The organism is Antarctobacter aquimaris (assembly GCF_900184945.1).
In the GTDB taxonomy this organism is placed as follows: domain Bacteria; phylum Pseudomonadota; class Alphaproteobacteria; order Rhodobacterales; family Rhodobacteraceae; genus Maliponia; species Maliponia aquimaris.
In genome coordinates this window covers 195044-219394 of sequence record NZ_FXYF01000002.1, presented here as the reverse complement: position 1 = coordinate 219394, position 24351 = coordinate 195044, and the positions used below count along the sequence as shown (strand labels likewise).

The window sequence follows — 24351 nt, the reverse complement described above, 5'->3', positions numbered from 1 at the left end:
CATCATGTTCGATTTCGGCTTCGGCGAGCTGCTGCTGATCGGGATCGTGGCGCTGATTGTCGTCGGTCCCAAGGAGCTGCCGGTGCTGTTCCGCAACGTGGGCCGGTTCATGGGCAAGGCGCGCGGCATGGCCCGTGAATTCAGCCGGGCCATGAACGAGGCCGCGGACGAATCCGGCGTGCGGGATGTCGCCAAGACGATCAAGAACGCGGCCAACCCGGTCAACAGTGCCATGGACGGCGTCCGCGATGCGGCGCGGTCGATGACCAACCTCGACCCCAAGAGCGAGACCGGCAAGCTGGCCAAGGAACGCGAGGACGCCAAGAAGAAGATCGAGGCCAACGCCGCCCGCGCCGCCGCCGAGCGCAAGAAGCGCGAGGCCGACGAGGCGCTGCGCCGCGCCGACGCGCTTGAGGCCGCGATGAAGGCGGAGGCCGAGCCGGCGCCCGAACCCGCGCCCGGGGCCAGTGCAGAAGGACAGGACAAGGCATGAGCGATGCCAACGACGAGATCGAGGACAGCTCGGCGCCGCTGATCGAGCACCTGGCCGAGCTGCGCACGCGGCTGATCCATTCGGTGATCGCCTTCCTTGTGGGGGTGATCCTGGCCTTTCTGGTGGCCGAGCCGATCCTGCAATTCCTGCTGCACCCGATCGAGGAAACGCTGCGCAACCTGGGCGACCCGTCGCCGACGCTGCAATACACCAGCCCGCAGGAATACCTGTTCGTGCTGTTCCGCATCTCGATGGTGTTCGGCTTTGGCCTGGCGTTCCCGGTGATCTCCTACCAGCTCTGGCGCTTTGTCGCGCCGGGGCTGTACCGGTCGGAAAAGAACGCCTTCCTGCCGTTCATGATCGCGTCGCCGGTGATGTTCATTCTGGGCGCCAGCTTTGCCCATTTCGTGGTGACGCCGCTGGCGATGCAGTTCTTCCTGGGTTTTGCCGACGTCAGTTCGATCTTTGCCAACCTGCTGACCGGCGCGGTCGACGTGCCGGCGGCGGACGGGACCACGGCGGCCATGGTGCCGGCGACGGACAGCGGCCTGCGCATCACCTTCTTTGGCAAGGTCAACGAATCGCTGCACATCACGCTGGTCTTCATCATGGCCTTTGGCCTGTGTTTCCAGCTGCCGGTGCTGCTGACGCTGATGGGCAAGGCCGGGCTGGTGTCGGCCGAGGGGCTGGGCAACGTCCGCAAATACGCCATCGTCGGCATCCTGGTGCTGGCGGCGGTGGTCACGCCGCCCGACGTCATCACGCAGGTGATCCTGTTTGTCGTGGTCTATGGCCTTTACGAGATCTCGATCTTCCTGGTGCGCCGGGTCGAGACGAAGCGTGAAAAAGAGTTGCGCGCGCAGGGCCTGTGGTTCGAGGACGAACCGGACATGACCAACGATCCGCTGCTGGCCGAGTTCGACGAGGACGACAGGAAATGAAGCGACGGCTGGCTGCGCTGGAGCGCATCGCCGGGGCGCTGGAGCGGATGGCTCCGGCGCCGCAGGCGGCCCCGAGGTTCGACACCGCCGAGGCCTTTGTCTGGCACGTCGAGCCGGACCGGCTGGAACCCGTGCCGCAGGTGAGCCGGGTGGACCTGGGCCTGCTGGTGGGGATCGACCGCGCGCGCGACACGCTGCTGGAGAACACCCGGCAGTTCGCCCGCGGATTGCCCGCCAACAATGCCCTGCTCTGGGGTGCGCGCGGCATGGGAAAATCCAGCGTGGTCAAGGCGGTACACGCCGCAATTCAGGCAGAGGGTCTGGAGCTGAAGCTGGTCGAGTTGCAGCGCGAGGACCTGCCGTCGGTGGCGCGGCTGCTGAACGTGCTGCGCGGGTCGGACAGCCGCTTTGTTCTGTTCTGCGACGACCTGTCGTTCAGCCACGACGACCAGCATTACAAGAGTCTCAAGGCGGTGCTGGACGGCGGCATCGAGGGGCGGCCGGAGAATGTGATCTTTTACGCCACCTCCAACCGCCGCCACCTGATGCCGCGCGACATGATCGAGAACGAGCGCTCCAGCGCCATCAACCCCTCCGAGGCGGTCGAGGAAAAGGTCTCTCTGTCCGATCGGTTCGGGCTGTGGCTGGGGTTCCACGCCTGCACGCAGGACGAATACCTGGCGATGATCCGCGGCTATTGCGACGCCTGGGGCGTCAAGGTGAGCGACGAGGAGCTGCGCGCCGGGGCGATCGAGTGGCAGGCGACGCGCGGCGCGCGGTCGGGCCGGGTGGCCTGGCAGTTCTTTACCGATCTGGCCGGCCGCAAGGGCGTGGCGCTGCGCTGACCACGCCCCTCTTGCCGGGTTATTGCAGGTATTCCAAAGGGTCGACACTTGTGTTGGCGTCTTTATATACTCTGAAGTGCAAGTACGCCGAGGACCCGGGAGCAATACGGGCAATCTGATCGCCTTTGCGGACAGCTTGGCCGTCCTCGACGCTGATGTCCGCAATATTCTGGTACACGGAAAAGACTTTTTGGCTGGGATGCTGAATGAACAGAAAGCTCTGGCCGTCTGTTCGTTTGCTTACTTTAATTACTGTGCCATCCGCTGCGGCCACGACAGGCGTGCCTGGCGATCCGCCAATGTCGATGCCGGGGTTCGAGCCGGGGCTGTATTCGCGGATGATCGGGCCGGAAACGGGCATCGACATGCTGCCCTTGGCCTTGGCCGCGCTCTGGCCGATGTCGACAACGGGGGCCGCGGGTTTCTCCACGGCGGCGGTGCGCGGCGGCGGGGTCTGGTCGGGCAGCGGCGTCGCGGCGGAGGGCGGCACCGGCGTGGGTGATCCGGCGCCCGGCGCGGGCACCACGGCGGCAGTGCGGCGCGCGGTTTCGTCGGCCGCCGGGATCAGCAGGTACTGTCCTTCGCGGATCTTGAAGCTGCTGTCGAGGCCGTTCCAGTCCGCCAGGGCGCGCGGCGAGACGTTGTAGAGCCGGGCGATGGTAAAGGCGGTTTCGCCCCGCGCCACCTTGTGCCGGACCGGTTCGACCCCGGTCTGGGGCGCGCGGCTGGCGTCGCGGCGGATGCTGTCGGGGGCGCTGTCGATGGCGTTGGAGGCCAGCGTGGTCACGTCGACCGAAGACGCCGGGCGGATCGGGCCGGTGACGGCGGCGCCGGTGGCGGGCGAGGGTTCGGCCACGCGGCGGGGCAGGGCGACGATCTCGCCCTGGCGCAGCGGGTCGTTCGGGGCGATGCCGTTGTAGCGGCCCAGCTCGTTCGCCGGCAGGCCGATGCGCGAGGCGACATCGGCCAGCGTGTCGCCGCGCCGCGCCACGGCGACCTGGTAACTGGGGTAGGAGATGATGCCGCGGGTGTCCGGCGCGGGCCGATCGGCGGTGGCCTTCAGCGCTGCGTCCGAAGTGTCGACGGTGCCGCCGATGTCGTTGCGAAGGTCCAGGTCAAGCCCGCCGGCGCAGGCCGACAGCAGCGAGACAAGGGCAAGGGCCGTCATGGGGCGGAAGACTGAGTTCATCTCGATATCCTCGCATGCGCCCCTTGTGTCCGGGGCTTCACTGGGTGGGCGGCGCGCAGATCGACGCCACGCCCATGGGTCAATCCTTGCCCAGTCCTTCGACCAGCGGAACGAAGCGTACGGGCCGCAGTTCGTCGTATTCGAACCCGTCTTCGGTCCGCGTGACGCGGATCAGGTGCTGCACGGCATCGGACTGTCCCACCGGCACGACCATGATACCGCCAATCTTCAGTTGCGCCAATAGGGGGCCGGGGGGATCTTCGGCGGCGGCGGTCACAAGGATGCGGTCAAACGGCGCCTGATCGGGCAATCCGAACGATCCGTCGGCGGTGAAGGCGGTGATGTTGGCCAGTTCCAGCTGGTCGAAGATGGCGCGCGCCGCCATCACCAGCCGGCGGTGACGGTCCACCGTGTAGACCCGGCGGGCCAGCAGCGACAGGATCGCCGCCTGGTAGCCCGAGCCGGTGCCCACCTCGAGCACCTTGTCGCGCGGCCCGACCTTCAGCGCCTGGGTCATCAGCCCGACGACCGAGGGCTGCGAAATGGTCTGGCCGCAGGCGATCGGCAGGGGCATGTCATCATAGGCGCGTTCGGCGAAATAGCCCTGGATGAACAGGCCGCGGTCGATCCGCTCCATCGCGCCGAGCACGGTCTTGTCTGTCACGCCCTTGGACCGCAACGCATAGACGAACTGCATCTTGGCTTCGGCGTCGAAGCTCATCCAAGCGCGTCCCTCAGGGCTGTCAACGCGGCGTGGTCGGTCAGGTCGGCGCGCATCGGCGTGACGGTGATGTAGCCCTTGAGGTTCATGTCGGCGTCGCAGCCTGCCTCGGTCTCGGCGCGCTGGTCGCCGCCCTGGACCCAGAGAAAGCGGCGGCCCGAGGGGGAATGGGTGACTTCGACCGAAAAGCGCGTGTTGCGGCGCAGGCCCTGGGGTGCTGCCACCAGGCCACGCACGGCTGCGGCCGAAACGGGGGGGAAATTCACGTTGTAGAACAGCCGGTAGCCGGTCTGGCGCGGCGGTTCGGCGGCGAGGATGCGGCGGACCACTGCGGCGCCGTGGCGTTCGGCCGCGTCAAAGGGATTGTCGGCCAGCGCGTTGTCCGGCCCGTAATATTGCGACAGCGCCACGGCGGGCAGGCCCTGGAGCGCGGCCTCGAGCGCACCGCCCAGCGTGCCGGAATAGAGCGCGTTCTCGGCCGAGTTGTTGCCCCGGTTGACGCCCGACAGCACGAGGTCGGGCGGGGTGTCCTTGAGCACGTCATGCAGCCCGGCAAGGACGCAGTCGGCCGGGCTGCCCTCGGCGGCGAAGGTGTGATCGTCGAGCTTGGCGATCATCGTCGGGTGGGTGTAGGAGATGCAATGCCCGACGCCGGACTGCTCAAAGGCGGGGGCGACGGTCCAGACCTCGCCGTCCGGCCCGACCAGGTCGCGCGCGATCCGCGCGAGCACCTTGAGGCCTGGCGCGTTGATGCCGTCGTCGTTGGTGATGAGGATGCGCATGGACAGCCGCCTGATGTTGTTTCTCCCTCTCTAGTCAAAGGGGGACACCGGGGCAAGCGGCGGGCACGCCCTGCCGGGCACGGCCCCGTTGCGCCGGGCAGGGCGGGCGCGTTCGGCGGCGGTGGATCGTGTGGGCGGTGTGTGTCCCGGTCTCAGGCGAGGGTGGCCAGCAGCCTCTGCGCCTCGGCCTCGGGCGTGGCGAGCCGGTCGCGGTTTTCGCCGGGGTGAAAGCGCGCGCGGGTGGCGGTGGCCATGGGGTTCGGCGTCAGGACGCGGACCCGGGGGCCGGTGCGCGCGCTTTCGGCGGCCCAGCTGTGCGCCAGCGCGATCTGCGCGGCCTTGGTCGTGCCGTAGTAGCCGTAGAACTTTTCTCCGCCGCGCGGATCGTCGAAGAACAGCGCGGTGCCGGTCTCGCCCAGAAGCGGGGCGATGAAGGGGATCAGGTGGCCCATGGCATCGACGTTGGTGGCCAGCGCCTTGCGCCATTCCTTGGGCTCGATGTGCGGCGCGGGGGTCAGCGCGCTGGCATGAACGGCAGTATGCGCCCAGAGCGACAGGACGGCGTCGCCGGCGGCGATCTCGGGCGACCAGCGGTCATGGATCGAGCGGCAGAGATGGGCCATGGCGTCGCGGTCGCAGACATCCATCGGCGCCAGCGTGGCGCTGCCGCCCTTGGCCTGGATGCGGTCGTCGAGTTCCTCGAGACCACCCACGGTGCGGGCGACGGCGATGACGTGATGCGAGGGCGCAAGCGCCTCGGCCAGGGCGAAGCCGAGGCCGCGGGAGGCGCCGGTGATGAGGGCAAGCTGGGTCATGGCGGCTGATGTGCCGGGCTTTCGCGGCGCGGTCAAGCGGCGCGCGCGGTGTCAGTCTGCGACAAGATGCGGGCGGATGTCGTCGCCGAAGGCGGCGTAGAGGTCCAGGAGATCGTCGAAACTGAGGCCCTGCGCCTGCGCCTCGGCCAGCGGGCCGTCGGTGGCGGTGAACAGCGGGCGCTGCGCCGGGTCGGGCAGGGTGACAGTCAGCGGGGTGTCGGCGCTGTCGTCGAACCCGGGCAGGGTGTTGGCCAGCATTGCGTCGGCCGGGGCAAAGGGCTGCGTCGGGTCCTCGATGCTGGCGAGGCAGGCGCGGAATGCCGCTTCAGGCACCTCGGCCCAGGGACCGAAGGCGAAGTGCTCGTCGCTGCCGCGCAGGGGCAGCAGCAGCCCGCCGCGCAGGAAATAGCGGCCCTGCACGCGGGCAAACTCGGAGGCGAGGCGGTCGCCATCGGTCTCGACCTCGCCGCCTTCCGGGCGGGGGCTGTGGGGCCAGGCGTCGGGCGCGTCAAAGCCGATGTCGAAAATGCCGGGAAAGCGCCGCCCGCAGCAGGGGCAGGCGCGGTCGGGATCGTTGAAGCGCCGCCAGCGGCTGTCGAGGGCAAGAAGGCTCATGCGCGCGGTGTGCCGGGCCATGCGCCTGCGGTCAAGGGGGCTGGGCAGGCGCGGGGCGATGCGGCAGGATGGGGGCCTTGGCGGGGAGGGTCTGCAATGTGGGTACGGGTATTGGCGATCTGCCTGGCGCTGCTGCCGGGGCTGGCGGCGGCGGACGAGATCAGCGGCGAATGGTGCGGGCCCGACGGGCAGAGCCTGACGATCCGCGGCGCCCGGGTGCTGGCGCCTTCGGGGATCGAGACGGACGGGCAGTACAGCCGCCACCGCTATGAATTCACGATGCCCGAAGGTGGGCGCGACGCGGGGCAGGCGGTGGTGGTGCAGCAGCTGTCGGACGAAGAGGTGCTGGTCAGCTTTGACGGCGGCACGCCGGTCAGCTGGTCGCGCTGTCGCGCGGTCACCAGCTGACGCAGGGCCGTCTCAATTGGCCAGCGGCTGGCTGAGCCAGCGCGTCTCGCCGTTGCGGACAAGGCCGATGCGGCCTTCCTCGATCGCGACCACGGGCTCGCGGCCGATCTTGTCGCCGACCTTGAGCGCCACGACCTCGCCCTTGGCGGTGCGGATCAGCGCCCTGGGCGCTTCGCCCGAGCCGAAGGTGCCGAGCAGGATGAGCGTGTCGAGCCTGCCGGTTGCGGTCATTGTCGCGGCGGCGGTGACTTCCGCCGGTGTTTCGGTTTCCTGGGCCATGGATTCTCTGCCTCTGTGACTGGAGCGCGGGCGATACTGCGCTGCAGCATTGAGGGAAAGCGGGGGCAGGCGCGCGGGCCGGGGCGTCTGCGGCGGATTGCCGAAAGCAGGGGGTGGCGGGCAGGTGTCCGCCGGTTTTCCGGTTTGGTCGTCGGGTGGCTCTGTTCGGCCTGACGGCCGAAGGCGCCCACCCGCCGACCCCTGCGCAAGAAGGCGCCGGTCAGGCCGGGTGGATCAGGAAGCGCGGGCGGTTCCGGTGCCTACTCTGCCGCCTTCATCTGGAAACCCTTTTCGATCATGTCGGCGGGTTCCACCGGGTATTCGCCCGAGAAGCAGGCGTCGCAGTATTGCGGGCACTTGGCGTCGCGGCCCGAGGCCTCGCCCACGGCGCGGTAGAGCCCGTCGAGCGAGATGAACTTGAGGCTGTCGACGCCGAGATGCTCGCGCATCTCGTCCTCGGACATGGTGGCGGCCAGCAGCTTTTCCCGCTGCGGCGTGTCGACACCGTAGAAACAGGGCCAGGCGGTGGGCGGGCTGGCGATGCGGAAATGCACCTCGGCCGCGCCGGCATCGAGGATCATCTCCTTGATCTTGCGGCTGGTGGTGCCGCGCACGACCGAATCGTCGACCAGGATCACCTTCTTGCCCTGGATCAGCGCGCGGTTGACGTTTAGCTTGAGCCGCACGCCCATGTTGCGGATCTGCTCGGTCGGCTCGATGAAGGTGCGGCCCATGTACTGGTTGCGGATGATGCCCATGCCGTAGGGGATGCCCGATTCGTGGGCAAAGCCGATGGCGGCGGGGGTGCCGCTGTCGGGCACCGGGCACACCAGGTCGGCCTCGACCGGCGCCTCGCGCGCCAGTTCCACGCCGATCTGGCGGCGGGTCTCATAGACCGAGCGGCCGCCGATGATCGAATCGGGGCGCGAGAAATAGACGTGTTCAAAGATGCAGAAGCGCGGTTTCTGCGGCCGGAAGGGGCGGATCGATTCGACGCCCTTGTCGGCGGTGATCACCACCATCTCGCCCGGTTCGATCTCGCGCACGAAGTCGGCGCCGATGATGTCCAGCGCGCAGGTTTCCGACGACAGCACCCAGCCATCGCCCAGCTTGCCCAGCACCAGCGGGCGCACGCCCAGCGGGTCGCGCACCCCGATCAGCTTGGTCCGTGTCATGGCGACGACGGAAAACGCGCCCTCGACCCGGCGCAGCGCGTCCTCCATCCGGGCGGGAATGTCGCGCTGCAGCGAGCGGGCCATCAGGTGGATGATGCATTCGCTGTCCGAGGAGGACTGAAAGATCGAGCCCCGCTCGATCAACTCGCGGCGCAGCGCCTCGGCATTCGTTATGTTGCCGTTGTGCGCGATGGCCGCGCCGCCCATGCTGAATTCGCCAAAGAAGGGTTGCACGTCGCGGATCTGGGTCTGGCCCTTCGATCCGGCGGTGGAATAGCGCACGTGGCCGATGGCGATGCCGCCGGGCAGCGTTTCCATCAGCGACTGCTTGGTGAAGTTGTCGCGCACGTAGCCAAAGCGCCGCGCCGATGTGAATCCGTGGTCGGCGTGGTAGGACACGATGCCGCCCGCCTCCTGGCCGCGATGCTGGAGCGCATGCAGGCCGAGGGCGACGAAATTGGCGGCGTCGGTCATGCCGACCACGCCGAAGATGCCGCACTCTTCCTTCAGCTTGTCGTCGCTGTCCGGATCACGGACCGCGTCGAAGTCGAACGGATGGGCGGGAGGGAAATGGAGGTCGGACAAGAGGCAGCTCCGAATCCGCTGTGCAGGTGCAGCAAGGTCTAGTGCGGCGAGGCCCGCTTGTCACGAAACGATTCCATGAGCGCGGCGTCGGGCCGCGTCACGGTGCGTCGCAGATGCTCACAAGTTGTTCGTATTGCGCGGTGATCCAGCCCAGCGCCTGTTCGGGGTTCTGTTCCTCGATGCGGGTGGTGAAGCGGGCAAAGACCGCCGCCGAGCGCGAGTCGTTGATCATCGGGATGTCCTGCGCGGTGATCACCGTCTGGTAGACGAAGAAGGCGATCGCCACCAGCAGCACGCCGCGCGCCACGCCAAAGAGAAAGCCCAGCGCCTGGTCGAGCCCGCCCAGCGCCGAACGCTTGATGATCGAGGAGAACAGCGGCGTGAACAGCGACACCACCACCAGGGCCACGGTGAAGATCGCGGCAAAGCTGGCGATCACCGACAATTCGCAGCTGTCGGCCAGGAAATCGCCGATCACCGGGATCTCCTTGACCAGCGGTTGCACCTGTCCGGCGAACAGGAAGGCGACGATGGCCGCCGCGATCCAGCCAAGGATGGCCATGGCCTCGCGGACCAGGCCGCGGGCATAGGCCAGCAGCGCCGAGAGCAGGATGATGACCCCCACCACGCCGTCGACGATCGTAAATCCTTCCATCAGCCTCGCTCGCCTCTTTCAAACCGGCCGCGGGGGCCGTCCTGGTGCCTGTCGTTCCCCGGTCTCACCCGGCGCCGAAGATCGCGCCGGTGAAGGTGGCCAGGTCCGGCATCACCGACAGCGTCATGCCGTCCGCAGCCGTGGCCTTTCCCCCTTGCGGCAGGATCGCCGTGGAGAAACCAAGTTTGCGCGCCTCTTTCAATCGGTTTTCGGACTGGCCGACCGGACGCAGGCTCCCTGATAGGCTGATTTCGCCGAAAACGACAGTATCGGGGGGCAGCGCCGCGTCCTCGCGGGCGGAAAGTAGCGCAGCCGCCACAGCCAGATCGGCCGCCGGCTCGGTCACGCGCAGCCCGCCGGCGACGTTGAGATAGACATCGAGCCCGGCAAAGGGGATGCCGCAGCGCGATTCGAGCACGGCGAGGATCATAGCCAGCCGCCCGCCGTCCCAGCCCACGACCGAGCGCCGCGGCTGACTGTGCGGCGAGGGGGCGACCAGCGCCTGGAACTCCACCAGCACCGGCCGCGTGCCCTCGATCCCGGCAAAGACGACCGATCCAGGCGCCGGCTGGCCGCGCTCGGACAGGAACAGCGCCGAGGGGTTGGCCACCTCCGACAGCCCGCCGCCGGTCATCTCGAACACGCCGATCTCGTCGGTCGGGCCGAAACGGTTCTTGACGCTGCGCAGGATGCGGAACTGGTGGCCGCGCTCGCCCTCGAAATAGAGCACGGTGTCGACCATGTGCTCGACCACGCGGGGTCCTGCGATCTGGCCGTCCTTGGTGACATGGCCCACCAGCATGACGCTGCCGCCGCTGCGCTTGGCAAAGGTGGTCAGCTCGTGCGCGGCGCCGCGCACCTGGCTGACCGATCCCGGCGCGCTGTCCACCGTGTCGGCCCACATGGTCTGGATCGAATCGATGATGGTCAGGTCGGGGCGTTCCTCGTCCAGCGTGGTCAGGATGTCGCGCAGGTTGGTCTCGGTCGCGAGCTTCACCGGCGCGTCCGACAGGCCCAGCCGCTGCGCGCGCAGCCGCACCTGGGCGCTGGCCTCCTCGCCCGAGATGTAGACCGTCTTGAGCCCCGCGCGGGCAAAGGCGGCCGCCGCCTGCAACAACAGGGTGGATTTGCCGATGCCGGGATCACCGCCCACCAGCACCGCGCTGGCGGGCACCAGACCGCCGCCCAGCACCCGGTCGAACTCGTCCATCCCGCAGGCGGTGCGCGGCGGCGGCGCCTCGCGCGCCGACAGCGCGCTCAGCGCCAGCTTGCGCCCGCGCGCGCCGCCCAGCGACTTGCCCGCGGGCCCCTGGCTCAGCGGCGCCTCCTCGACGATGCAGTTCCATTCGCCGCAGGTCTCGCAGCGGCCGGCCCACTTGGTGCCGACGGCGCCGCAGGACTGGCAGACGAAACGGGTGGTGGCTTTGGCCATGGTCTCTCCGCGAACATCGGGTGACGGGCTTATGCCGCATCGCGCCGCCCGGGCCAATGGCGCGCGCGCGTTTCTTCTCTGCGCAAATACTCCCGGGGGGAATGGCGCCGCAGGCGCCAGGGGGGCAGCGCCCCCGACTTTCCAGCCGTCAGGCCGAGGGCGTGCGTTTCTCGGCGATCCCCAGCACGACCGAGGCCAGGATGCAGGCGGTGAACAGGTAGAACCCCCAGGCCACGTCGATCCGACCCACGCCCATGCCCTTGAACACGGTGATGTAGAGCGCCACGAGGAAGATGTCCGCCATCGCCAGCTTGCCGGTGATCTCCAGCGCGGGCAGGGTGCGGCGGTCCAAGAGGTCGAACTGCACCAAGGCCAGCCCCAGCGTCTTGATCAGCGGCGCAAACAGCGCCAGCAGCGTCACCACCAGCGCCAGCACCACGTCCGATTCCCACAGCGCCTGAAGCCCCGAGATCACGCTGATCTCGCTCATCCCGAACAGCGGCAGGAAGCCCGCGCGCAGCAGCGGCGCGAACCAGGACACCGGGTAGAGCACCAGCAGCGTCAGGTTGAGCCAGCGCAGGTGGCGCCGCAGGGCAGTCCGGTCGAGGGTCACGTGGTCCACCACCACAGGCCGAGGAAGACCAGCAGCATGGCGACGTGCACCCTGTCGATCCAGCGCCAGCGCGCGCCCGGGGCGAGCGCGCTGAGCAGCAACAGCGCCGAAGCCGTCAGCAGCGGCACCATGCCCGAGCCCAGCGACATGAAACGCGCGGCCGAGACGTAGAGCGGCCCCGAAGTCAGCCCCGCGGCGGGGGCGAGGATGGTGGCCACCCCCGCCAGCGCCGCCAGCAGCGCCAGCAGCGCGAACCCGCGCGCCGCGCCCCGCGCGGCAAGCACGCGGATCGCGGCCAGCACCGCCAACACTTCGAGGTAGACGAACTTCTTGGCGATGAGAAAGCCCAGCACCACCAGGTCGGGCTGAAAGAGCGGCATCATCGCACGGCCTCGATCGGCCCTTCGGCCCGGCCGGCGATGAACTGGTCGACGCAAGGGTCGCCGCTCTGGTCGAGGTCGCCGATCGGGCCGGTCCACTGGATGACGCCATCATGCAGCATCGCCACCCGGTCGGCGATGGCGCGCACGCTGGTCATGTCATGGGTGATGGTTATGGCGGTGACGCCCATCTCGGTCACGATCTTGCGGATCAGCTCGTTGATGACGCCGGCCATGATCGGGTCAAGACCGGTGGTGGGCTCGTCGAAAAAGATGATCTCCGGCTCGGCGGCGATGGCGCGGGCGAGGCCCACGCGTTTCTGCATGCCGCCCGACAGCTCGGCCGGAAGGCGGTCGGCGACCTCGGGCTTCAGGCCGACGCGGCGCAGCTTTTCGATAGCCCGCGCCTTCGCTTCCGCCTTGGGCAGAGGGTCGTGTCCCTGAAGCAGCCGAAAGGCGACGTTCTGCCAGACCGGCAGGCTGTCGAACAGCGCGCCGCCCTGGAACAGCATGCCAAAGCGCGCGAGAAAGGCGTCGCGGTCGGCCTTGGTTACATCCTCGCCATCCAGCGTGATGGTGCCGCCGTCGGGGCGGACAAGCCCGAGGATGCATTTCAGCAGCACGGATTTGCCGGTGCCCGAACCGCCGATGATGACCATCGAACTGCCCTTGTCGATCGTCAGATCGACGTCGCGCAACACGCGGTTGTCGCCAAAGGCCTTGGAGACGTGCGAAAGACCGATCATCCTGGACAGCCCCCCGGCAAGGGCGCAAGCGCGTTCGAACGCGCTTGGCAAGCGTCTTTGAAGACGCTTGGCCGCGAACCCGACGGACGTGCGCCGGCGGGCAACGTCTGCCCGGCGTCGGCGGTTCGCGCCAAAAGCGCGTTCGAACGCGCTTTGAAAGCGTCTTCGAAGACGCTTGGCGGCGCGGAACTTGAGGGCACGCACAGGCTCATAGCGAGAAAAACGCCCCCGTCAGCAGGAAGTTCGCCGCGAGGATCAGCACCGCGGCCGCCTCGACCGAGCCTTTGGTCGCGCGGCCCACGCCCTGCGCGCCGCGCCCCGAGGTCATGCCGAAATAGCAGCCCATCAGCGCCGCCAGCCCGCCGAACACGCAGCCCTTGACCAGCGAGGACACCACGTCCAGCGGTTCGAGGAAATCGACCGTGTTCTTGAGGTAGGCGGCCGGGTTGAACCCGAGCGATCCGGTCCCCACCGCGTAGCCGCCGAAGACGCCGATCACGTCGCCCACCGCCACCAGCAGCGGCACCACGATCAGCGCCGCCAGCACGCGCGGCGCCACCAGGTATTTCATCGGGTGGGTGGACAGCGTCACCAGCGCGTCGATCTGCTCGGTCACCTTCATGGTGGCGATCTCGGCGGCGATGCTCGAGGTCACGCGCGCGGCGATCATCAGGCCCACCAGCACCGGCCCCAACTCGCGCACCATGCCGATGGCGACGATCTGCGGCACCACCGCCTCGGCGTTGAAGCGCGCGCCGCCGGAGTAGATCTGCAAGGCCAGCGCGCCGCCGGTGAAGATCGCCGTCATGCCGACCACCGGCAGCGACAGCCAGCCGATCTGCATCAGCGCGATGCCGAATTCGCGGGCGTAGAAAGGCGGGCGCAGCACGTGGCTCAGCGCTTCGAGGCCAAACAGCGCCACCCGTCCCACGGCGGCCATCAGCGCCAGCGTGGCCCGTCCCAGCGCGCCAAGAGGGGCAAGGAGGGTCACGCGCCGGTATAGGCGCGCGCGTAGCGCGTCCCGAGCGAGGTCAGGATCTCGTAGCCGATGCTGCCGGCCCAGTCGGCCAGCGTATCGACGCTCTGATGCCTGCCGAGCAGTTCGAGGCTTTCCGGCTCACCCTCGACCGCGCTCACGTCGACACCGATCAGGTCCATCGAGATGCGGCCCAGCACCGGGCAGCGCGTCTCGCCCGCCCAGAGAAAGGCCTTGTGGCTCATGCTGCGCAGGATGCCGTCGGCATAACCGCCGGCGATGGTGGCGACGCGGGTGGGGCGCTCGGCGGTCCAGGTGTTGCCGTAGCCCACGGTTTCGCCGGGCAGCACATCGCGCAGCTGGATCACCGGGATGTCGACAAAGGCGACGGGCAGCGCGTCGAGGAAGGGCAACCCGCCGTAGATGCCGATGCCGGGGCGGGTGACGTCGAAGTGGTAGTCCGACCCCAGCAGCACGCCGCCGGTGGCCGCGAGCGAGCGCGGCGCGGCGATGCCGTCGGTCATCTCGCGGAAGACACGCAGCTGGTGATCGTTCATCGGGTGGCCCGGCTCGTCGGCGCAGGCCAGGTGGCTCATCACCAGGCTGGGGCGCTGCGCCAGGGCGATCTCGCGCAGGGCGCGCCATTCGGCGGGCTCCATCCCCAGCCGGTTCATGCCGCTGTCCAGCTGGATGCCGAAGGCATGACCGGGCAGCGCCTCGACATGGCGCAGCATCTGGTCGATGGAATTCAGCATCGGCGTCAGCTGGGCGTCGCGGATCAGCGTGGCATCGCCCGCCATGTGGCCGGAGAACACGCAGATCTCCGGCGCCGGGCCCAGGATGCCGCGCAGCCGGGCACCTTCTTCGGCGATGGCGACAAAGAACCGTCGCGCGCCCTCGGCGGCCAGCGCCGGGGCGACGGCGTCGATGCCGAGGCCATAGGCGTCCGCCTTGACCACGGCGCCGGCCTCGGCCTGCCCCATGTGCGCCAGGGCGCGCCAGTTGGCGCGCAGCGCCGCGAGATCGATGGTGAGTTTTGCCTGTGCCATGAGTCCTGTCTTTTTTCAGAGTGGCGGCAGGCGTCAAGCGCCAAATCGCCACGAGGCTGCCCTTGTCGGCGCCACATTGCCGCCTATGCTGGCACGACCACGGGCAGTCACGGGCAAGGGAGGGACGGGTGATGCAGGCGGCGCTGCGGCTGGAGGGCGAACTGTTCCTGCTGGCGGTGCAATACCTGACGCGCCTGCCGGTGCCGCGCAACCTGCCCAGCTCGGATGACCTGATGGTGCGCGCGGTCAAGTATCACCCGATGGTCGGCCTGCTGGTGGGCGCGATCGGCGCGCTGGTGCTGCTGTCCTGCGCGCAGGTGTTGCCCTGGACCGTGGCGGTGATCCTGTCGCTGTCCACGACGGTGCTGATCACGGCGGGATTCCACGAGGCGGGCCTGGCCGATGCCGCCGAGGGGCTGGCGGTGGGCCGCAACCGGACAGAGGTGCTGCGCGTCATGGACGGGCGCAAGCCCGGCACCTATGGCGCGCTGGCGCTCGGCCTGGTGATCGCGCTGAAACTCGCCGTTCTGGCGGACCTGTCGCCGGCGCTGGCGGCGGCGGTGCTGGTGACTGGCCACGTGGTCGGGCGGATGGCCTACATCCACGTCACCTGGTCGACGGTCCATGCCCGCAGCGAGGGGTTGCAGAAGGTCGTGCCCAAAGTGACGCTGGACGGCTACCGCGTGGCGCTGTCCACCACCCTGGTGGTGATGGCTGCGGCCATGTTCGTCGCCGGGCCGATGGCGGTGATCAGCGGCTTTGTCGGCGCCATCGTGCTGGCGCAGATCTTCCGCGCCTACGTGGCGGCGCGGATCGGCGGCTATACTGGTGATTGCCTGGGCGGGGTGATGCAGCTGGGCGAACTGGGGCTGTACCTGGGCGTGGCGCTCTGGGTCTGACGCCGGCGCCCGGGGGCGCGCATCAGTCGTCGTAATCGCCCTGCTGCCAGGGTTTGACGAGGTTGCCGAAGCGGGTGAACTGGCTTTCGAACGACAGCTCGACCGTGCCGATGGGGCCGTGGCGCTGCTTGCCGATGATGACCTCGGCCTTGCCGTGCAGGCGGCTCATGCGGTCCTGCCAGGCGGCCATCTCGTCCAGCCGCTCTTCGGACGGTTTCTCGCGCTCGACGTAATACTCTTCGCGGAACACGAACATGACCACGTCGGCGTCCTGCTCGATGGATCCCGATTCCCGCAGGTCCGACAGCTGCGGGCGCTTGTCCTCGCGGCTTTCCACCTGGCGCGACAGCTGCGACAGGGCGAGCACGGGGATGTTCAGCTCCTTGGCGATGGCCTTGAGACCCATCGAGATTTCGCCGATCTCCTGCACCCGGTTTTCGGCGGTGCCGCGCAGCAGCTGGAGGTAGTCGACGATCAGCAGGTCCAGCCCGTGCGTCCGCTTCAGCCGCCGCGCCCGCGCCGCGACCTGGGAGATCGGCAGCGCCGGGGTGTCGTCGATGAACAGCGGGCAGGCTTCGAGATCCTTGGCCGCCTGCACGAAGCGGCGGAACTCGCCCTCGTCCATGTCGCCCTGGCGGATCTTGTGGCTGGAGATCTCCGAGGCCTCGGCGAGGATCCGGCTGGCCAACTGTTCGGCGCTCATCTCGAGGCTGAAAAAGCCCACGACACCGCCCTCGATCGCGCCGGTGGAGCCGTCGGGGCGCTGCCCCTTGCGATAGGCCTTGGCGATGTTGAAGGCGAGGTTGGTGGCCAGCGAGGTCTTGCCCATCGACGGGCGCCCGGCGAGGATCAAGAGGTCGGACTTGTGCAGGCCGCCCAGCTTCTTGTCCATGTCGATCAGGCCGGTGGAGACGCCGGCCAGCCCGCCTTCGCGCTGGTAGGCGGCGTTGGCGACGTTCACGGCATCGGTCACGGCGCGCAGGAAGGAGACAAAACCCTTGTCGGTCTTGCCCTGCTCGGCCAGCTTGTACAGCGCCTGCTCGGCCTCGACGATCTGTTCGCGCGGCTCGTTCTTGACGTCGACCTGCGCGGCCTTGGCGCTGATGTTGCGCCCCAGCCGGATCAGGTCGCGGCGCACCGCGAGGTCATAGATCATCTGCGCGTAGTCGCGCACGGCAAAGGTCGACACCGCCGAGGCGGCAAGACGGGCGAGGTAGGCCGGGCCGCCCAGTTCCTTCAGCCCGTCGTCGTCCTCCATGAAGGCCTTGAGCGTGACCGGCGAGGCGAGCGCGTTCTTGGAGATGCGCGCGCTGGCGATCTCGAAGATGCGGGCGTGGACAGGGTCGTAGAAATGGTGCCCGCCGATGATCGCGGCGACGCGGTCGTAGATGTCGTTGTCGGTCAGGATCGCGCCCAGCAACTGCTGCTCGGCCTCGATCGAATGCGGCATCGTCTCTGCGGCCTGGATCTCGATTCCGGTCGGATTGATCGTCGTGATCTCGTTCATTTTCTCCCCCTCTGCTCAGGCCGGCGGCTTACCAAGCCGCTTGGGCGGGGCGCAAAATGTATATCTCTGTTGATAAGCTGTGAGCGCCTGTGACCACAACATCCTGCCATCCCGAGGGGGCTTTCGTCAACATCTTGACGTCGCGACTCGGGTCTGTGCTGCAAGTGCAACATGCAAGCTGGCGAATGTTGGCGCTGCCGCTGCGTCAGGTCCCGGCGCGGGCGGCGCGCCAGCCGTGCGGGTCGTGCAGGAACGACTCGACCTCCGACAGAACCCCCGCGTGTTTCGCCGGGGCCTCGGCCAGCACCTCCCACCAGGTGCAGAGGTGGTGCAGCTCGACGCCGTGGTCGCGCAGCGTGGGGATCGTTTCCGGGAAGATGCCGTAGTAAAAGATCACCGCCGTGTGGCCGCAGGTGGCGCCGGTGTCGCGGATGGCGTCGACAAAGGACAGTTTCGATCCGCCGTCGGTGGTCAGGTCCTCGACCAGCAGCACGCGCTGGCCTTCGGTCATCGCGCCCTCGATCCGGGCGTTGCGGCCATAGCCCTTGGGCTTTTTGCGGACGTAGGTCATCGGCAGGGCCATGCGTTCGGCCACCAGCGCGGCAAAGGGGATGCCGGCGGTTTCGCCCCCGGCGATGTTGTCGAAGGCCTCGTATCCTGCGTTGCGCATCACCGTGACGGTCAGGAAATCCATCAGGGTCGAGCGGATGCGCGGGTAGGAGATCAGCTTGCGGCAGTCGATGTAGACCGGCGCCTTTTGCCCCGAGGCAAAGGTGAACGGCTCGTCCTTCATGAAGTTCACGGCCTCGATCTCCCACAGCATGCGCGCGGTCAGGCGGGCCATTTCTTCGGCGGTGGGGTAGGTCGAGGGGATCATGGGCGGCGCTCCTGTCTGGGTTTGCGCCGCCTTAGCCGGTTTTGCGCGGGGTTTGAAGGCCGCGCGCGCCGCGCCTCAGCATCGCGCGTAGATCGCCGCCCAGAAATTGCGGTTGCCCAGCGGATCGGTGGTGCGTGTCTGGCGCAGGTAGCGCCCGCCCAGCCGGTAGGCCTCGGTCTCGCCGATGGCGGGGCATGGCCAGTTCTCGAAGGCGCCGCTCTTGCGCTGGACGTGGTGCACCAGCTCGTGCAGCAGGATCTCGCGGAACAGCGGGTTCTCGGTCGGGTCGTCGAAGTCCTCGGCGCCGAAGATGTCGGCGGCGCGCACCAGGTAGATCGTGCCGTGTGGGCCGTTGTTGAAGGCATAGAGCCCGTTCAGGCGTTCGTCGACGCCGTCGTCGGGGATCAGGTGCGCGAGGTCGGTGTAGAATTCGCGCGTCAGCTCGGCGGGGCTGACCTGCAGGACGATGGGGGGCGGGATGTCCGCGACGTCATAGTCGGTGTTGTCGCCGATCCAGGCCAGCAGGGCGTCTATCAGGATGTCCATGATCAAAGTCTCCGGTTTGAATGCAGAAATCCTGTGCGCCGCGGAGGCCCAAGTCCTGAAACCGGTCTGAAAAATCTCTGAAATGGACGGGAACTCTGGTATGATCCCCGTGGGAGCGAACCATTGCGCGAAGTCATTTCTACAGGAGAGGAGTCAGTGACGGCGCCCGGCGCGGGTGCAGAGCTGCGGCCGACAACGGCGGCGCTGCTGGCCTATCTTGAGACGCGCATGGGTGAGACCGTCAGCAAGTCTGACCTGATGGACGCCCTCTGGCCCGACACCCATGTCACCGAGAATTCGCTGTATCAGGTGGTGTCCGAACTGCGCCGCGCGCTGGCGGATCGGCCCGGGCTGGAACTGAAGACCGTGCCGCGCCGGGGCTACCGGCTGGTGCGGTCGCATGGGACGGTTCGGGGCGCGCCGTGGGGGTGGTTCCCGGATGTGCATCGGCGCGGGCTGCGGGTCGTCGCGGCGGCTCTCGTCGTCATGGCCGTCCTGGCCGGGGTTGCCCTGGTCCTGGCCCGGCCGCGCCCCGAGGTGCTGTCGATCCCGCCGTCGATTGCGGTGATTCCGTTCGAGGCGATGGATGACGATCCGAAATGGACACGGCTGGGAACCGGGCTGTCGGCCGAGATCGCCGGCACCCTCGCGCGGAACTCATGGCTTTACGTGACCGCGCCCGCCACTGCCGAGACGGCGCGGGACCTGCCCGAAGCGCAGGTGGGCCGGCACCTGGGCGTGCGTTTCGTGCTGGACGGGAGCATCCAGACCGAGGGCGACGCGCTGCGGGTTCACGCCACCCTGCGCGACGATGCGACCGCGCGGGTGGTGTGGACCAGGCGGTGGGACCGTCCGGCGGACCACCTGTTCGACATCCAGGACGAGATCGTCACCGCGATCGACGCGCAGTTCAGCTCGGTCTACAGCGGCACGCTGGCAGAATACGGCAAGGCGCGGGCGCGCAAGCGGCCGACCAGCGACCTCGACGCCTTCGACTATTTCCTGCTGGGCTCGGACGAAAAGCACAAGTTCACCGAGGAAGGGTATGACAACGCCCTGGTTTACTTGCGGCGGGCAGTCGTCCTCGACCCGAATTATGCGCAGGCCTGGATCACCCTGTCATTGGTGCTGGGCTTTCAGGCGGACATGGCCTCGCCCGAGGTGGCCGTCGGCCTGCGCGACCGGCAGATGACTACAGCGCTGAAAGCCTACGCATTGGACCCTGACGATGCTTCGGTCAACTGGGGCATGGCGCTGGCCGTGACATTGGCCCAGGGCGACCGGGCGCGCGGTGCGCGCCACCTGCGGCGCGCGCTGGACCTGGCGCCGAACGATGCCGACGTTCTGTTGATTGCCGGGTGGATAGCGCCCACCGTCGGGATCTTTGGCCCCGAGCCGCTGGCCTGGGCGGACCGGTCGGCGGTGCTGAACCCATCCGCCCCCGCCTGGCATACCATCGGGCATGGCGTCGCCGCCTTTGCCTCGGGCCAGTATGCCCGCAGCCTGGAAATCCTTGCCGAGGCTCCGGAAAGCGTCGAGACGCTGCTTTACCGCGCCCTTGCCCTGGCCCAGCTTGGCCGGGTGGACGAGGCGCGGCCGGTCCGGCACGCGCTGCTGGTGCTGGCGCCGGATTTCTCGCTGGAGGCGCTGCACGGGCCGATCCCGCCCGGCTCGGACGCGCTGGCGCCGCTTACCGAGCCGGCGCGCAGGCTGGATATCCCGATCAGGTTGGCCGAGGTCGCGGGCCGGATCAGTCCGCCACCCGCCAGTGCAGCGGCATCATCGGATCGAACACCGTGACCGGGCCGTCGCCGGTGGCGATCTTGGCCGGATAGCTGACGGGCGCGCCCCGGGTCAGGGTGATCCGCGCCTCGTTCGGCGGCAGGCGGTAGAAGGCGGGGCCGTTGAGCGAGGCGAAGGCCTCGAGCCGGTCCAGCGCGGCCTCCAGCTCGAACACCTCGGCGAGGATCGACAGGGTGTTGGTGGCGGTGAAGCATCCCGCGCAACCGCAGGCGTTTTCCTTCAGCGGGTCGATGTGCGGTGCGCTGTCGGTGCCCAGGAAATAGCTCGGGTTGCCCGAGGTCGCGGCCTTGCGCAGGGCCAGGCGGTGCTCCTCGCGCTTGGCCACCGGCAGGCAGTAGTAATGCGGCTTGATCCCGCCCACCAGGATGGCGTTGCGGTTGATCACTAGGTGATGCGTGGTGATCGTGGCGCCCAGGTCCGGCCCGCCCGAGGCCGCGTAATCCACGCCCTGCCGGGTGGTGATATGCTCCATCACCACGCGCAGCCCCGGGGTCCGGCGCCGCAGGGGATCGAGCACGCGGTCGATGAACACCGCCTCGCGGTCAAAGATGTCGATGTCGCTGTCCACCACCTCACCATGCACGCAGAGCGGGATGCCGGCCTCGGCCATCGCCTCGAGCACGCCGCGCACCTTGTCGAAGTCGCGCACGCCGGAGGCGGAGTTGGTCGTGGCGCCCGCCGGGTACAGCTTAACCGCCGTGATGATCCCCTCGCGGTGCGCGCGCACCACGTCGGCGGGATCGGTCTGCTCGGTCAGGTAGAGCGTCATCAGCGGGGTGAAGGCGCTGCCCTCGGGCAGGGCGGCGCGGATGCGGTCGCGGTAGGCCGCGGCCTGTGCGCCGATCACGACGGGGGGCACGAGGTTCGGCATGATGATGGCGCGGGCAAAGTGGCGCGCGCTTTCGGGGGCGATACCGGCCAGCATGGCGCCATCGCGCAGGTGCAGGTGCCAGTCGTCGGGGCGGCGGAGGGTCAGCGTATCCATGGCCGCGCGATTAGCATGGCGCGGGCCCCCGCGCCAGACGGATCACGCCTCGTCGTCGCCGGCCTCAAGCTGGGTCAGGCGGCGGCGAAAGCGCGGCGCCTGCATCCGCGCGACGACGTTCTGGCACAGCATGCGCGTCAGGTCCCGGTGGTTGGGCGTGTCCACCCGCGCCAGCAGGCGGCGCAGGTAGGGCGGATGATCCCGCCGCGCCCGCAGCATGGCGGCGAACAGGGCGGTATCCAGCCGGTTCTCGGCCGCCGCCGTGAGCAAACCGGGCAAGAGGTCCAGCGCCCGGAACTCGGCCTGCAACGCGCCGCCCATGAAGGGTGCGCGGAACCGCGTCACGTTGGGCCGGGCGAACAGCGCCGAATGCATCGCGTCCAGCCGTTCGCGCGGGTCGTAGATCAGGCAGGCGCGCTCAGCCGCCTCCAGCATCTCGGGGGCAAAGCCATAGCGCGAGGTGAAATCGCGGCGCCGTTCCTCGGTAAAGCGGTCGTCCCATTCGGCCACCCGCGGGTCCAGCGTGGCCTGCGGTTGCAGCATCAGCACGCGCGCGCCGGGCGAGGTCACGGAATAGGCCCCGGCGGCATAGCCGCAGGACCCGGCGCCGTAGAAAATGACGTTCTCGAACTCGTCAAAGAACCCGTCGTCCAGCATCTGATCGAAGAATTCATAGACCTTGGGATCGCGAAACCAGGTGTCGCCGTGGCTGAGCATGGAGAGTGACGACCAGCCGTTGGCCGCCACCATGTCGAACCCGATGGGGGTGCGCGTCTCGGACAGCGTCTCGATTCCCGACATGGTCTCGAAGGCGACCAGCAGCGTGTCGCCCTCCTCGACGAAGACGGCAGCGTGGCTCTTGCCCATGGGTTCGGCGAAACCGTACTCCTCGCCGATCTTGCGCAACGCGCCCAGCCATTCGCCGCGCGAATAGCTGCTGAGATCGGGGCCAAAGGTCTCTGACTGCGGGTCCATACCGGGCATTCCTCGTAAGCCGCGAACTTGAAGCGGATTTGATGGAAACAATGGCCGGTATTTCCGGCAGGATTGTGGTCAACGGATGACAATACGGTGGGCGGGCCAGGGGGCGCGGCCCCCCCTGTCGCCCGTGGCGCCATTCTCTCCGAGGTAGTTGTGTCAGAATAAGCGCGGGCGTCAGGTGTCGGTGTCGCCTGTCGTGTCGCGGGCGCGGGTGGCGTGGGCGGCCAGGAACCTGGCGGCGGACAGCGGCACCGGCTGCGAGGGCGGCGCCATCAGCAGGCGGGCAAAGAGGGCGCGGAACGGTTCGCGGGCCATCAGGGCATCAAACCGCGCCTTGCGCCAGGTGACGGCGGCCGCATGCAGGCGCGCCAGCTCCGGATCGGCGGCAAAGTCGGCGCGCCGCGCGGCGACGCCGGACAGGGTGAGGAGGCTGCGGTCCTCCTCCTGGCACCAGTTGCGCTCGACCCAGTAATCCATGCCAAGCGCGTGGTCGGCGTGCACGGCGCGGCCACGGTCGGCCTTGAGCACGTAGCTTTCCATCGACCCGAGCGCGTAGTGGTTCAGCTGCGCCAGCGCGTAGTTCGACCGACCGTAGGGGGAAAAGATGCGGCGGGTGCGGAATTGCGCATCCAGCGCGCGGCCCTCGCCGTCGAACCAGCGGGCCTGATCCAGCCGGGCCATGTCCGGGTCGCGCGGGCGGTGCACGCCCAGTTTGCAATAGATCCCGTCGTTGCGATACAGCGTCTTGAACATCGCCGCACGCCAGGGCCAGTTCAGGATGACGGGGGCGGCGCGGGTGAACTGCGCGGCGACCGGCTGGTCCTCGTAGCGCACGACGCCGGCATTGCCGAACAGGCGCCAGGTCAGGGTGATCGCCGTGGCCTCGGGCAGGGCGGCGATCAGCGCCGGCAGGCTGCGATCCCCGACATGGACATTGACAAATTCGTCGATGTCGAGCGCGACCAGCCAGTCCGCCGCCTGCACCGCCTCCGTCTGGTCGGCCAGCTTCAGCCCGGTGAACTGGATGCCGGCCTTGTCATAGGGGCCGTCGTTGCGGATGTGCGTGACCGGCGCCACCCGTGCCAGCCGGTCGAGCATCGCGTCGGTGCCGTCCTGGCAGTCGTTCGACAGGGCGACCACATGGGTCACGCCGCAGGCCAGGTGATGCGCCAGCCAGTCGAGCAGGAAGGCGCCCTCGTTGCGGACGCAGAGCACGGCGGTGATCTTCACGCGCCGCGCCCCTGCTTCTTTTCTGTCCAAATACCTCCGGGGGGGCCGCTCCGCAGGAGCGGCGGGGGCAGCGCCCCCGTCTTGCCGCCGTCTGGAAACCGATGCGACCCGTCGCGCCCCATCACCAGTCCTTGCGGAAGGTGACGACCTTGGCCTCGGACGCCCTGGGGAAATAGGTCAGCCCGGCGCGCTGCATGGCGTCGAACACCGCCTGCACCCCGCTCTGGCCGATCCACTGCGGGTGCAGTTCGATCACCGCCACCCGTAGCGAAGACCAGTCGCCCGCCGGCAGCAGATGCGCCTCGGCGCCCTCGATGTCGCAGACCAGCACGTCGGGGCGCACATCCTCCAGCACCGGGCCGATGGCGTGCCGCATGATCTGCACCTCTTCGGTCACCGTGTCGGGATCGGCGTCGCGGTCCATCGAGGAGGCGAGGAAGTTCCTGCGCACGTAGAACGGCACCGGGTCGCCCAGCTCGGGCGACAGCAGCGCGTTGCGCAGATCGACGTTCTCGACCCCGTTGGCCGCATGCATCGAGCGGATGTAGGGGATCAGCGCCGGGTTGGCCTCGTAGGAGACCACGCTGGCCACCTTCTTCTTGACCGACAGCAGCGTCGACATGTAGCCGATGCCGCCGCCCAGTTCGAGCACGCGGTCGCCCTCGCGCACCACGCGCAGCACGGCGTCGCATTCCTTGCGCTCGTAGCCGTCTTGTTTCAGCGCGGCGCGGGTGCGGCCGCGGGTGATCTGCGGGTGCTTGGGGATCTTCATCCCGCGCGAATGGAGGTAGGGATCGCGCTCCGGGGTTTCGCTGCCGTCCATC

At 68.4% G+C, this 24351-nt stretch carries 27 protein-coding genes; 6 read left to right on the top strand and 21 right to left on the bottom strand.

Features of this window, described 5'->3' with window-relative positions; translation table 11 throughout:
• Window positions 1-4 precede the first annotated feature (4 nt).
• From tatB to MAA8898_RS03790, 3 genes are read left to right on the top strand one after another with little or no spacing between them, the layout of a single operon-like run.
• Window positions 5-493 (top strand): Sec-independent protein translocase protein TatB, encoded by a 489-nt coding sequence (tatB, locus tag MAA8898_RS03800; protein ID WP_094019656.1) that lies wholly within the window; start codon window positions 5-7, stop codon window positions 491-493.
• Window positions 490-1434: a twin-arginine translocase subunit TatC gene (gene tatC, locus MAA8898_RS03795; RefSeq protein ID WP_094019655.1), complete on the top strand. Its 945-nt coding sequence runs from the start codon at window positions 490-492 to the stop codon at window positions 1432-1434. Before tatB ends, tatC begins: the two co-directional genes overlap by 4 nt.
• On the top strand, window positions 1431-2279 hold the full coding sequence (locus tag MAA8898_RS03790; protein ID WP_094019654.1) for an ATP-binding protein: 849 nt from the start codon (window positions 1431-1433) through the stop codon (window positions 2277-2279). Before tatC ends, MAA8898_RS03790 begins: the two co-directional genes overlap by 4 nt.
• A gap of 19 nt (window positions 2280-2298) precedes the next feature.
• Here the strand turns inward: MAA8898_RS03790 and MAA8898_RS03785 are convergent, their stop codons facing one another.
• The 5 genes from MAA8898_RS03785 to MAA8898_RS03765 form a co-directional block, all read right to left on the bottom strand.
• On the bottom strand, window positions 2299-3468 hold the full coding sequence (locus MAA8898_RS03785) for a peptidoglycan DD-metalloendopeptidase family protein (RefSeq protein WP_094019653.1): 1170 nt from the start codon (window positions 3466-3468) through the stop codon (window positions 2299-2301).
• A gap of 79 nt (window positions 3469-3547) precedes the next feature.
• Window positions 3548-4189: a protein-L-isoaspartate(D-aspartate) O-methyltransferase gene (locus MAA8898_RS03780; protein ID WP_094019652.1), complete on the bottom strand. Its 642-nt coding sequence runs from the start codon at window positions 4187-4189 to the stop codon at window positions 3548-3550.
• Window positions 4186-4971, bottom strand: coding sequence for a 5'/3'-nucleotidase SurE (gene surE / locus MAA8898_RS03775; protein WP_094019651.1), 786 nt, complete (start codon window positions 4969-4971; stop codon window positions 4186-4188). The genes MAA8898_RS03780 and surE overlap by 4 nt, the downstream gene beginning before the upstream one ends.
• A 152-nt stretch (window positions 4972-5123) precedes the next feature.
• Complete coding sequence (locus MAA8898_RS03770; protein ID WP_094019650.1) at window positions 5124-5786, bottom strand: SDR family NAD(P)-dependent oxidoreductase; 663 nt, start codon at window positions 5784-5786, stop codon at window positions 5124-5126.
• A 51-nt stretch (window positions 5787-5837) separates the two neighbouring features.
• Window positions 5838-6401, bottom strand: a complete 564-nt coding sequence (locus MAA8898_RS03765) for a DUF2199 domain-containing protein (RefSeq protein WP_176445064.1) — start codon at window positions 6399-6401, stop codon at window positions 5838-5840.
• A 96-nt stretch (window positions 6402-6497) separates the two neighbouring features.
• Here MAA8898_RS03765 and MAA8898_RS03760 point away from each other — a divergent pair, with 96 nt between their 5' ends.
• On the top strand, window positions 6498-6809 hold the full coding sequence (locus MAA8898_RS03760) for a hypothetical protein (protein ID WP_094019648.1): 312 nt from the start codon (window positions 6498-6500) through the stop codon (window positions 6807-6809).
• 12 nt (window positions 6810-6821) lie between these two features.
• Here MAA8898_RS03760 and MAA8898_RS03755 read toward each other — a convergent pair whose 3' ends face one another.
• The 9 genes from MAA8898_RS03755 to alr all read right to left on the bottom strand — a co-directional run bounded on the left by MAA8898_RS03755 (window position 6822) and on the right by alr (window position 14699).
• Window positions 6822-7088 carry a hypothetical protein gene (locus tag MAA8898_RS03755; RefSeq protein ID WP_094019647.1) on the bottom strand — a complete coding sequence of 89 codons (267 nt, stop codon included), beginning with the start codon at window positions 7086-7088 and terminating at the stop codon, window positions 6822-6824.
• A 260-nt stretch (window positions 7089-7348) separates the two neighbouring features.
• Window positions 7349-8848, bottom strand: coding sequence for an amidophosphoribosyltransferase (gene purF / locus MAA8898_RS03750; RefSeq protein WP_094019646.1), 1500 nt, complete (start codon window positions 8846-8848; stop codon window positions 7349-7351).
• A 97-nt stretch (window positions 8849-8945) separates the two neighbouring features.
• A complete protein-coding gene (locus tag MAA8898_RS03745) occupies window positions 8946-9503 on the bottom strand; it encodes a CvpA family protein (protein ID WP_094019645.1) in 558 nt (185 codons plus the stop codon).
• A gap of 64 nt (window positions 9504-9567) precedes the next feature.
• A complete protein-coding gene (radA, locus tag MAA8898_RS03740) occupies window positions 9568-10935 on the bottom strand; it encodes a DNA repair protein RadA (RefSeq protein WP_094019644.1) in 1368 nt (455 codons plus the stop codon).
• 148 nt (window positions 10936-11083) lie between these two features.
• Window positions 11084-11557, bottom strand: a complete 474-nt coding sequence (locus MAA8898_RS03735) for a paraquat-inducible protein A (protein ID WP_245853232.1) — start codon at window positions 11555-11557, stop codon at window positions 11084-11086.
• Window positions 11545-11931: a hypothetical protein gene (locus tag MAA8898_RS03730; protein WP_245853231.1), complete on the bottom strand. Its 387-nt coding sequence runs from the start codon at window positions 11929-11931 to the stop codon at window positions 11545-11547. Before MAA8898_RS03730 ends, MAA8898_RS03735 begins: the two co-directional genes overlap by 13 nt.
• Window positions 11928-12674, bottom strand: a complete 747-nt coding sequence (locus MAA8898_RS03725; protein ID WP_094019643.1) for an ABC transporter ATP-binding protein — start codon at window positions 12672-12674, stop codon at window positions 11928-11930. Before MAA8898_RS03725 ends, MAA8898_RS03730 begins: the two co-directional genes overlap by 4 nt.
• 208 nt (window positions 12675-12882) lie before the next feature.
• Window positions 12883-13614 carry an MlaE family ABC transporter permease gene (locus tag MAA8898_RS03720; protein ID WP_370738611.1) on the bottom strand — a complete coding sequence of 244 codons (732 nt, stop codon included), beginning with the start codon at window positions 13612-13614 and terminating at the stop codon, window positions 12883-12885.
• A gap of 47 nt (window positions 13615-13661) precedes the next feature.
• Window positions 13662-14699 carry an alanine racemase gene (gene alr / locus MAA8898_RS03715; protein ID WP_094019641.1) on the bottom strand — a complete coding sequence of 346 codons (1038 nt, stop codon included), beginning with the start codon at window positions 14697-14699 and terminating at the stop codon, window positions 13662-13664.
• Between the two features lie 131 nt (window positions 14700-14830).
• On the opposite strand from alr, the gene MAA8898_RS03710 reads away from it, so the two are divergent.
• Window positions 14831-15598 carry an adenosylcobinamide-GDP ribazoletransferase gene (locus MAA8898_RS03710; protein WP_094019640.1) on the top strand — a complete coding sequence of 256 codons (768 nt, stop codon included), beginning with the start codon at window positions 14831-14833 and terminating at the stop codon, window positions 15596-15598.
• 22 nt (window positions 15599-15620) lie between these two features.
• Here MAA8898_RS03710 and MAA8898_RS03705 read toward each other — a convergent pair whose 3' ends face one another.
• From MAA8898_RS03705 to MAA8898_RS03695, 3 genes are all read right to left on the bottom strand, one after another.
• Window positions 15621-17105: a replicative DNA helicase gene (locus MAA8898_RS03705; RefSeq protein WP_094019639.1), complete on the bottom strand. Its 1485-nt coding sequence runs from the start codon at window positions 17103-17105 to the stop codon at window positions 15621-15623.
• Between the two features lie 205 nt (window positions 17106-17310).
• Window positions 17311-17982, bottom strand: coding sequence for an orotate phosphoribosyltransferase (locus tag MAA8898_RS03700; protein ID WP_094019638.1), 672 nt, complete (start codon window positions 17980-17982; stop codon window positions 17311-17313).
• Between the two features lie 75 nt (window positions 17983-18057).
• Window positions 18058-18528: a DUF6647 family protein gene (locus tag MAA8898_RS03695; protein WP_094019637.1), complete on the bottom strand. Its 471-nt coding sequence runs from the start codon at window positions 18526-18528 to the stop codon at window positions 18058-18060.
• A 156-nt stretch (window positions 18529-18684) separates the two neighbouring features.
• On the opposite strand from MAA8898_RS03695, the gene MAA8898_RS03690 reads away from it, so the two are divergent.
• Window positions 18685-20328 (top strand): winged helix-turn-helix domain-containing tetratricopeptide repeat protein, encoded by a 1644-nt coding sequence (locus MAA8898_RS03690; RefSeq protein ID WP_176445063.1) that lies wholly within the window; start codon window positions 18685-18687, stop codon window positions 20326-20328.
• Here MAA8898_RS03690 and pyrC read toward each other — a convergent pair.
• The 4 genes from pyrC to MAA8898_RS03670 form a co-directional block, all read right to left on the bottom strand.
• On the bottom strand, window positions 20279-21316 hold the full coding sequence (gene pyrC, locus MAA8898_RS03685) for a dihydroorotase (protein ID WP_094019635.1): 1038 nt from the start codon (window positions 21314-21316) through the stop codon (window positions 20279-20281). The genes MAA8898_RS03690 and pyrC overlap by 50 nt on opposite strands.
• Before the next feature lie 42 nt (window positions 21317-21358).
• Window positions 21359-22291, bottom strand: coding sequence for a PLP-dependent aminotransferase family protein (locus MAA8898_RS03680; RefSeq protein ID WP_094019634.1), 933 nt, complete (start codon window positions 22289-22291; stop codon window positions 21359-21361).
• A gap of 180 nt (window positions 22292-22471) precedes the next feature.
• Window positions 22472-23527 (bottom strand): glycosyltransferase family 2 protein, encoded by a 1056-nt coding sequence (locus MAA8898_RS03675; RefSeq protein WP_094019633.1) that lies wholly within the window; start codon window positions 23525-23527, stop codon window positions 22472-22474.
• Window positions 23528-23648: 121 nt separating this feature from the next.
• Window positions 23649-24350: an FkbM family methyltransferase gene (locus tag MAA8898_RS03670; RefSeq protein WP_094019632.1), complete on the bottom strand. Its 702-nt coding sequence runs from the start codon at window positions 24348-24350 to the stop codon at window positions 23649-23651.
• Between the last annotated feature and the right edge of the window lies 1 nt (window position 24351).

Coding starts and splice junctions, on each gene's coding strand:
- tatB (WP_094019656.1), top strand. CDS start 5: ATGTTCGATTTCGGCTTCGGCGAGCTGCTGCTGATCGGGATCGTGGCG.
- tatC (WP_094019655.1), top strand. CDS start 490: ATGAGCGATGCCAACGACGAGATCGAGGACAGCTCGGCGCCGCTGATC.
- MAA8898_RS03790 (WP_094019654.1), top strand. CDS start 1,431: ATGAAGCGACGGCTGGCTGCGCTGGAGCGCATCGCCGGGGCGCTGGAG.
- MAA8898_RS03785 (WP_094019653.1), bottom strand. CDS start 3,468: ATGAACTCAGTCTTCCGCCCCATGACGGCCCTTGCCCTTGTCTCGCTG.
- MAA8898_RS03780 (WP_094019652.1), bottom strand. CDS start 4,189: ATGAGCTTCGACGCCGAAGCCAAGATGCAGTTCGTCTATGCGTTGCGG.
- surE (WP_094019651.1), bottom strand. CDS start 4,971: ATGCGCATCCTCATCACCAACGACGACGGCATCAACGCGCCAGGCCTC.
- MAA8898_RS03770 (WP_094019650.1), bottom strand. CDS start 5,786: ATGACCCAGCTTGCCCTCATCACCGGCGCCTCCCGCGGCCTCGGCTTC.
- MAA8898_RS03765 (WP_176445064.1), bottom strand. CDS start 6,401: ATGAGCCTTCTTGCCCTCGACAGCCGCTGGCGGCGCTTCAACGATCCC.
- MAA8898_RS03760 (WP_094019648.1), top strand. CDS start 6,498: ATGTGGGTACGGGTATTGGCGATCTGCCTGGCGCTGCTGCCGGGGCTG.
- MAA8898_RS03755 (WP_094019647.1), bottom strand. CDS start 7,088: ATGGCCCAGGAAACCGAAACACCGGCGGAAGTCACCGCCGCCGCGACA.
- MAA8898_RS03745 (WP_094019645.1), bottom strand. CDS start 9,503: ATGGAAGGATTTACGATCGTCGACGGCGTGGTGGGGGTCATCATCCTG.
- radA (WP_094019644.1), bottom strand. CDS start 10,935: ATGGCCAAAGCCACCACCCGTTTCGTCTGCCAGTCCTGCGGCGCCGTC.
- MAA8898_RS03730 (WP_245853231.1), bottom strand. CDS start 11,931: ATGATGCCGCTCTTTCAGCCCGACCTGGTGGTGCTGGGCTTTCTCATC.
- MAA8898_RS03725 (WP_094019643.1), bottom strand. CDS start 12,674: ATGATCGGTCTTTCGCACGTCTCCAAGGCCTTTGGCGACAACCGCGTG.
- MAA8898_RS03720 (WP_370738611.1), bottom strand. CDS start 13,614: ATGGCCGCCGTGGGACGGGTGGCGCTGTTTGGCCTCGAAGCGCTGAGC.
- alr (WP_094019641.1), bottom strand. CDS start 14,699: ATGGCACAGGCAAAACTCACCATCGATCTCGCGGCGCTGCGCGCCAAC.
- MAA8898_RS03710 (WP_094019640.1), top strand. CDS start 14,831: ATGCAGGCGGCGCTGCGGCTGGAGGGCGAACTGTTCCTGCTGGCGGTG.
- MAA8898_RS03705 (WP_094019639.1), bottom strand. CDS start 17,105: ATGAACGAGATCACGACGATCAATCCGACCGGAATCGAGATCCAGGCC.
- MAA8898_RS03700 (WP_094019638.1), bottom strand. CDS start 17,982: ATGATCCCCTCGACCTACCCCACCGCCGAAGAAATGGCCCGCCTGACC.
- MAA8898_RS03695 (WP_094019637.1), bottom strand. CDS start 18,528: ATGGACATCCTGATAGACGCCCTGCTGGCCTGGATCGGCGACAACACC.
- pyrC (WP_094019635.1), bottom strand. CDS start 21,316: ATGGATACGCTGACCCTCCGCCGCCCCGACGACTGGCACCTGCACCTG.
- MAA8898_RS03680 (WP_094019634.1), bottom strand. CDS start 22,291: ATGGACCCGCAGTCAGAGACCTTTGGCCCCGATCTCAGCAGCTATTCG.
- MAA8898_RS03670 (WP_094019632.1), bottom strand. CDS start 24,350: ATGGACGGCAGCGAAACCCCGGAGCGCGATCCCTACCTCCATTCGCGC.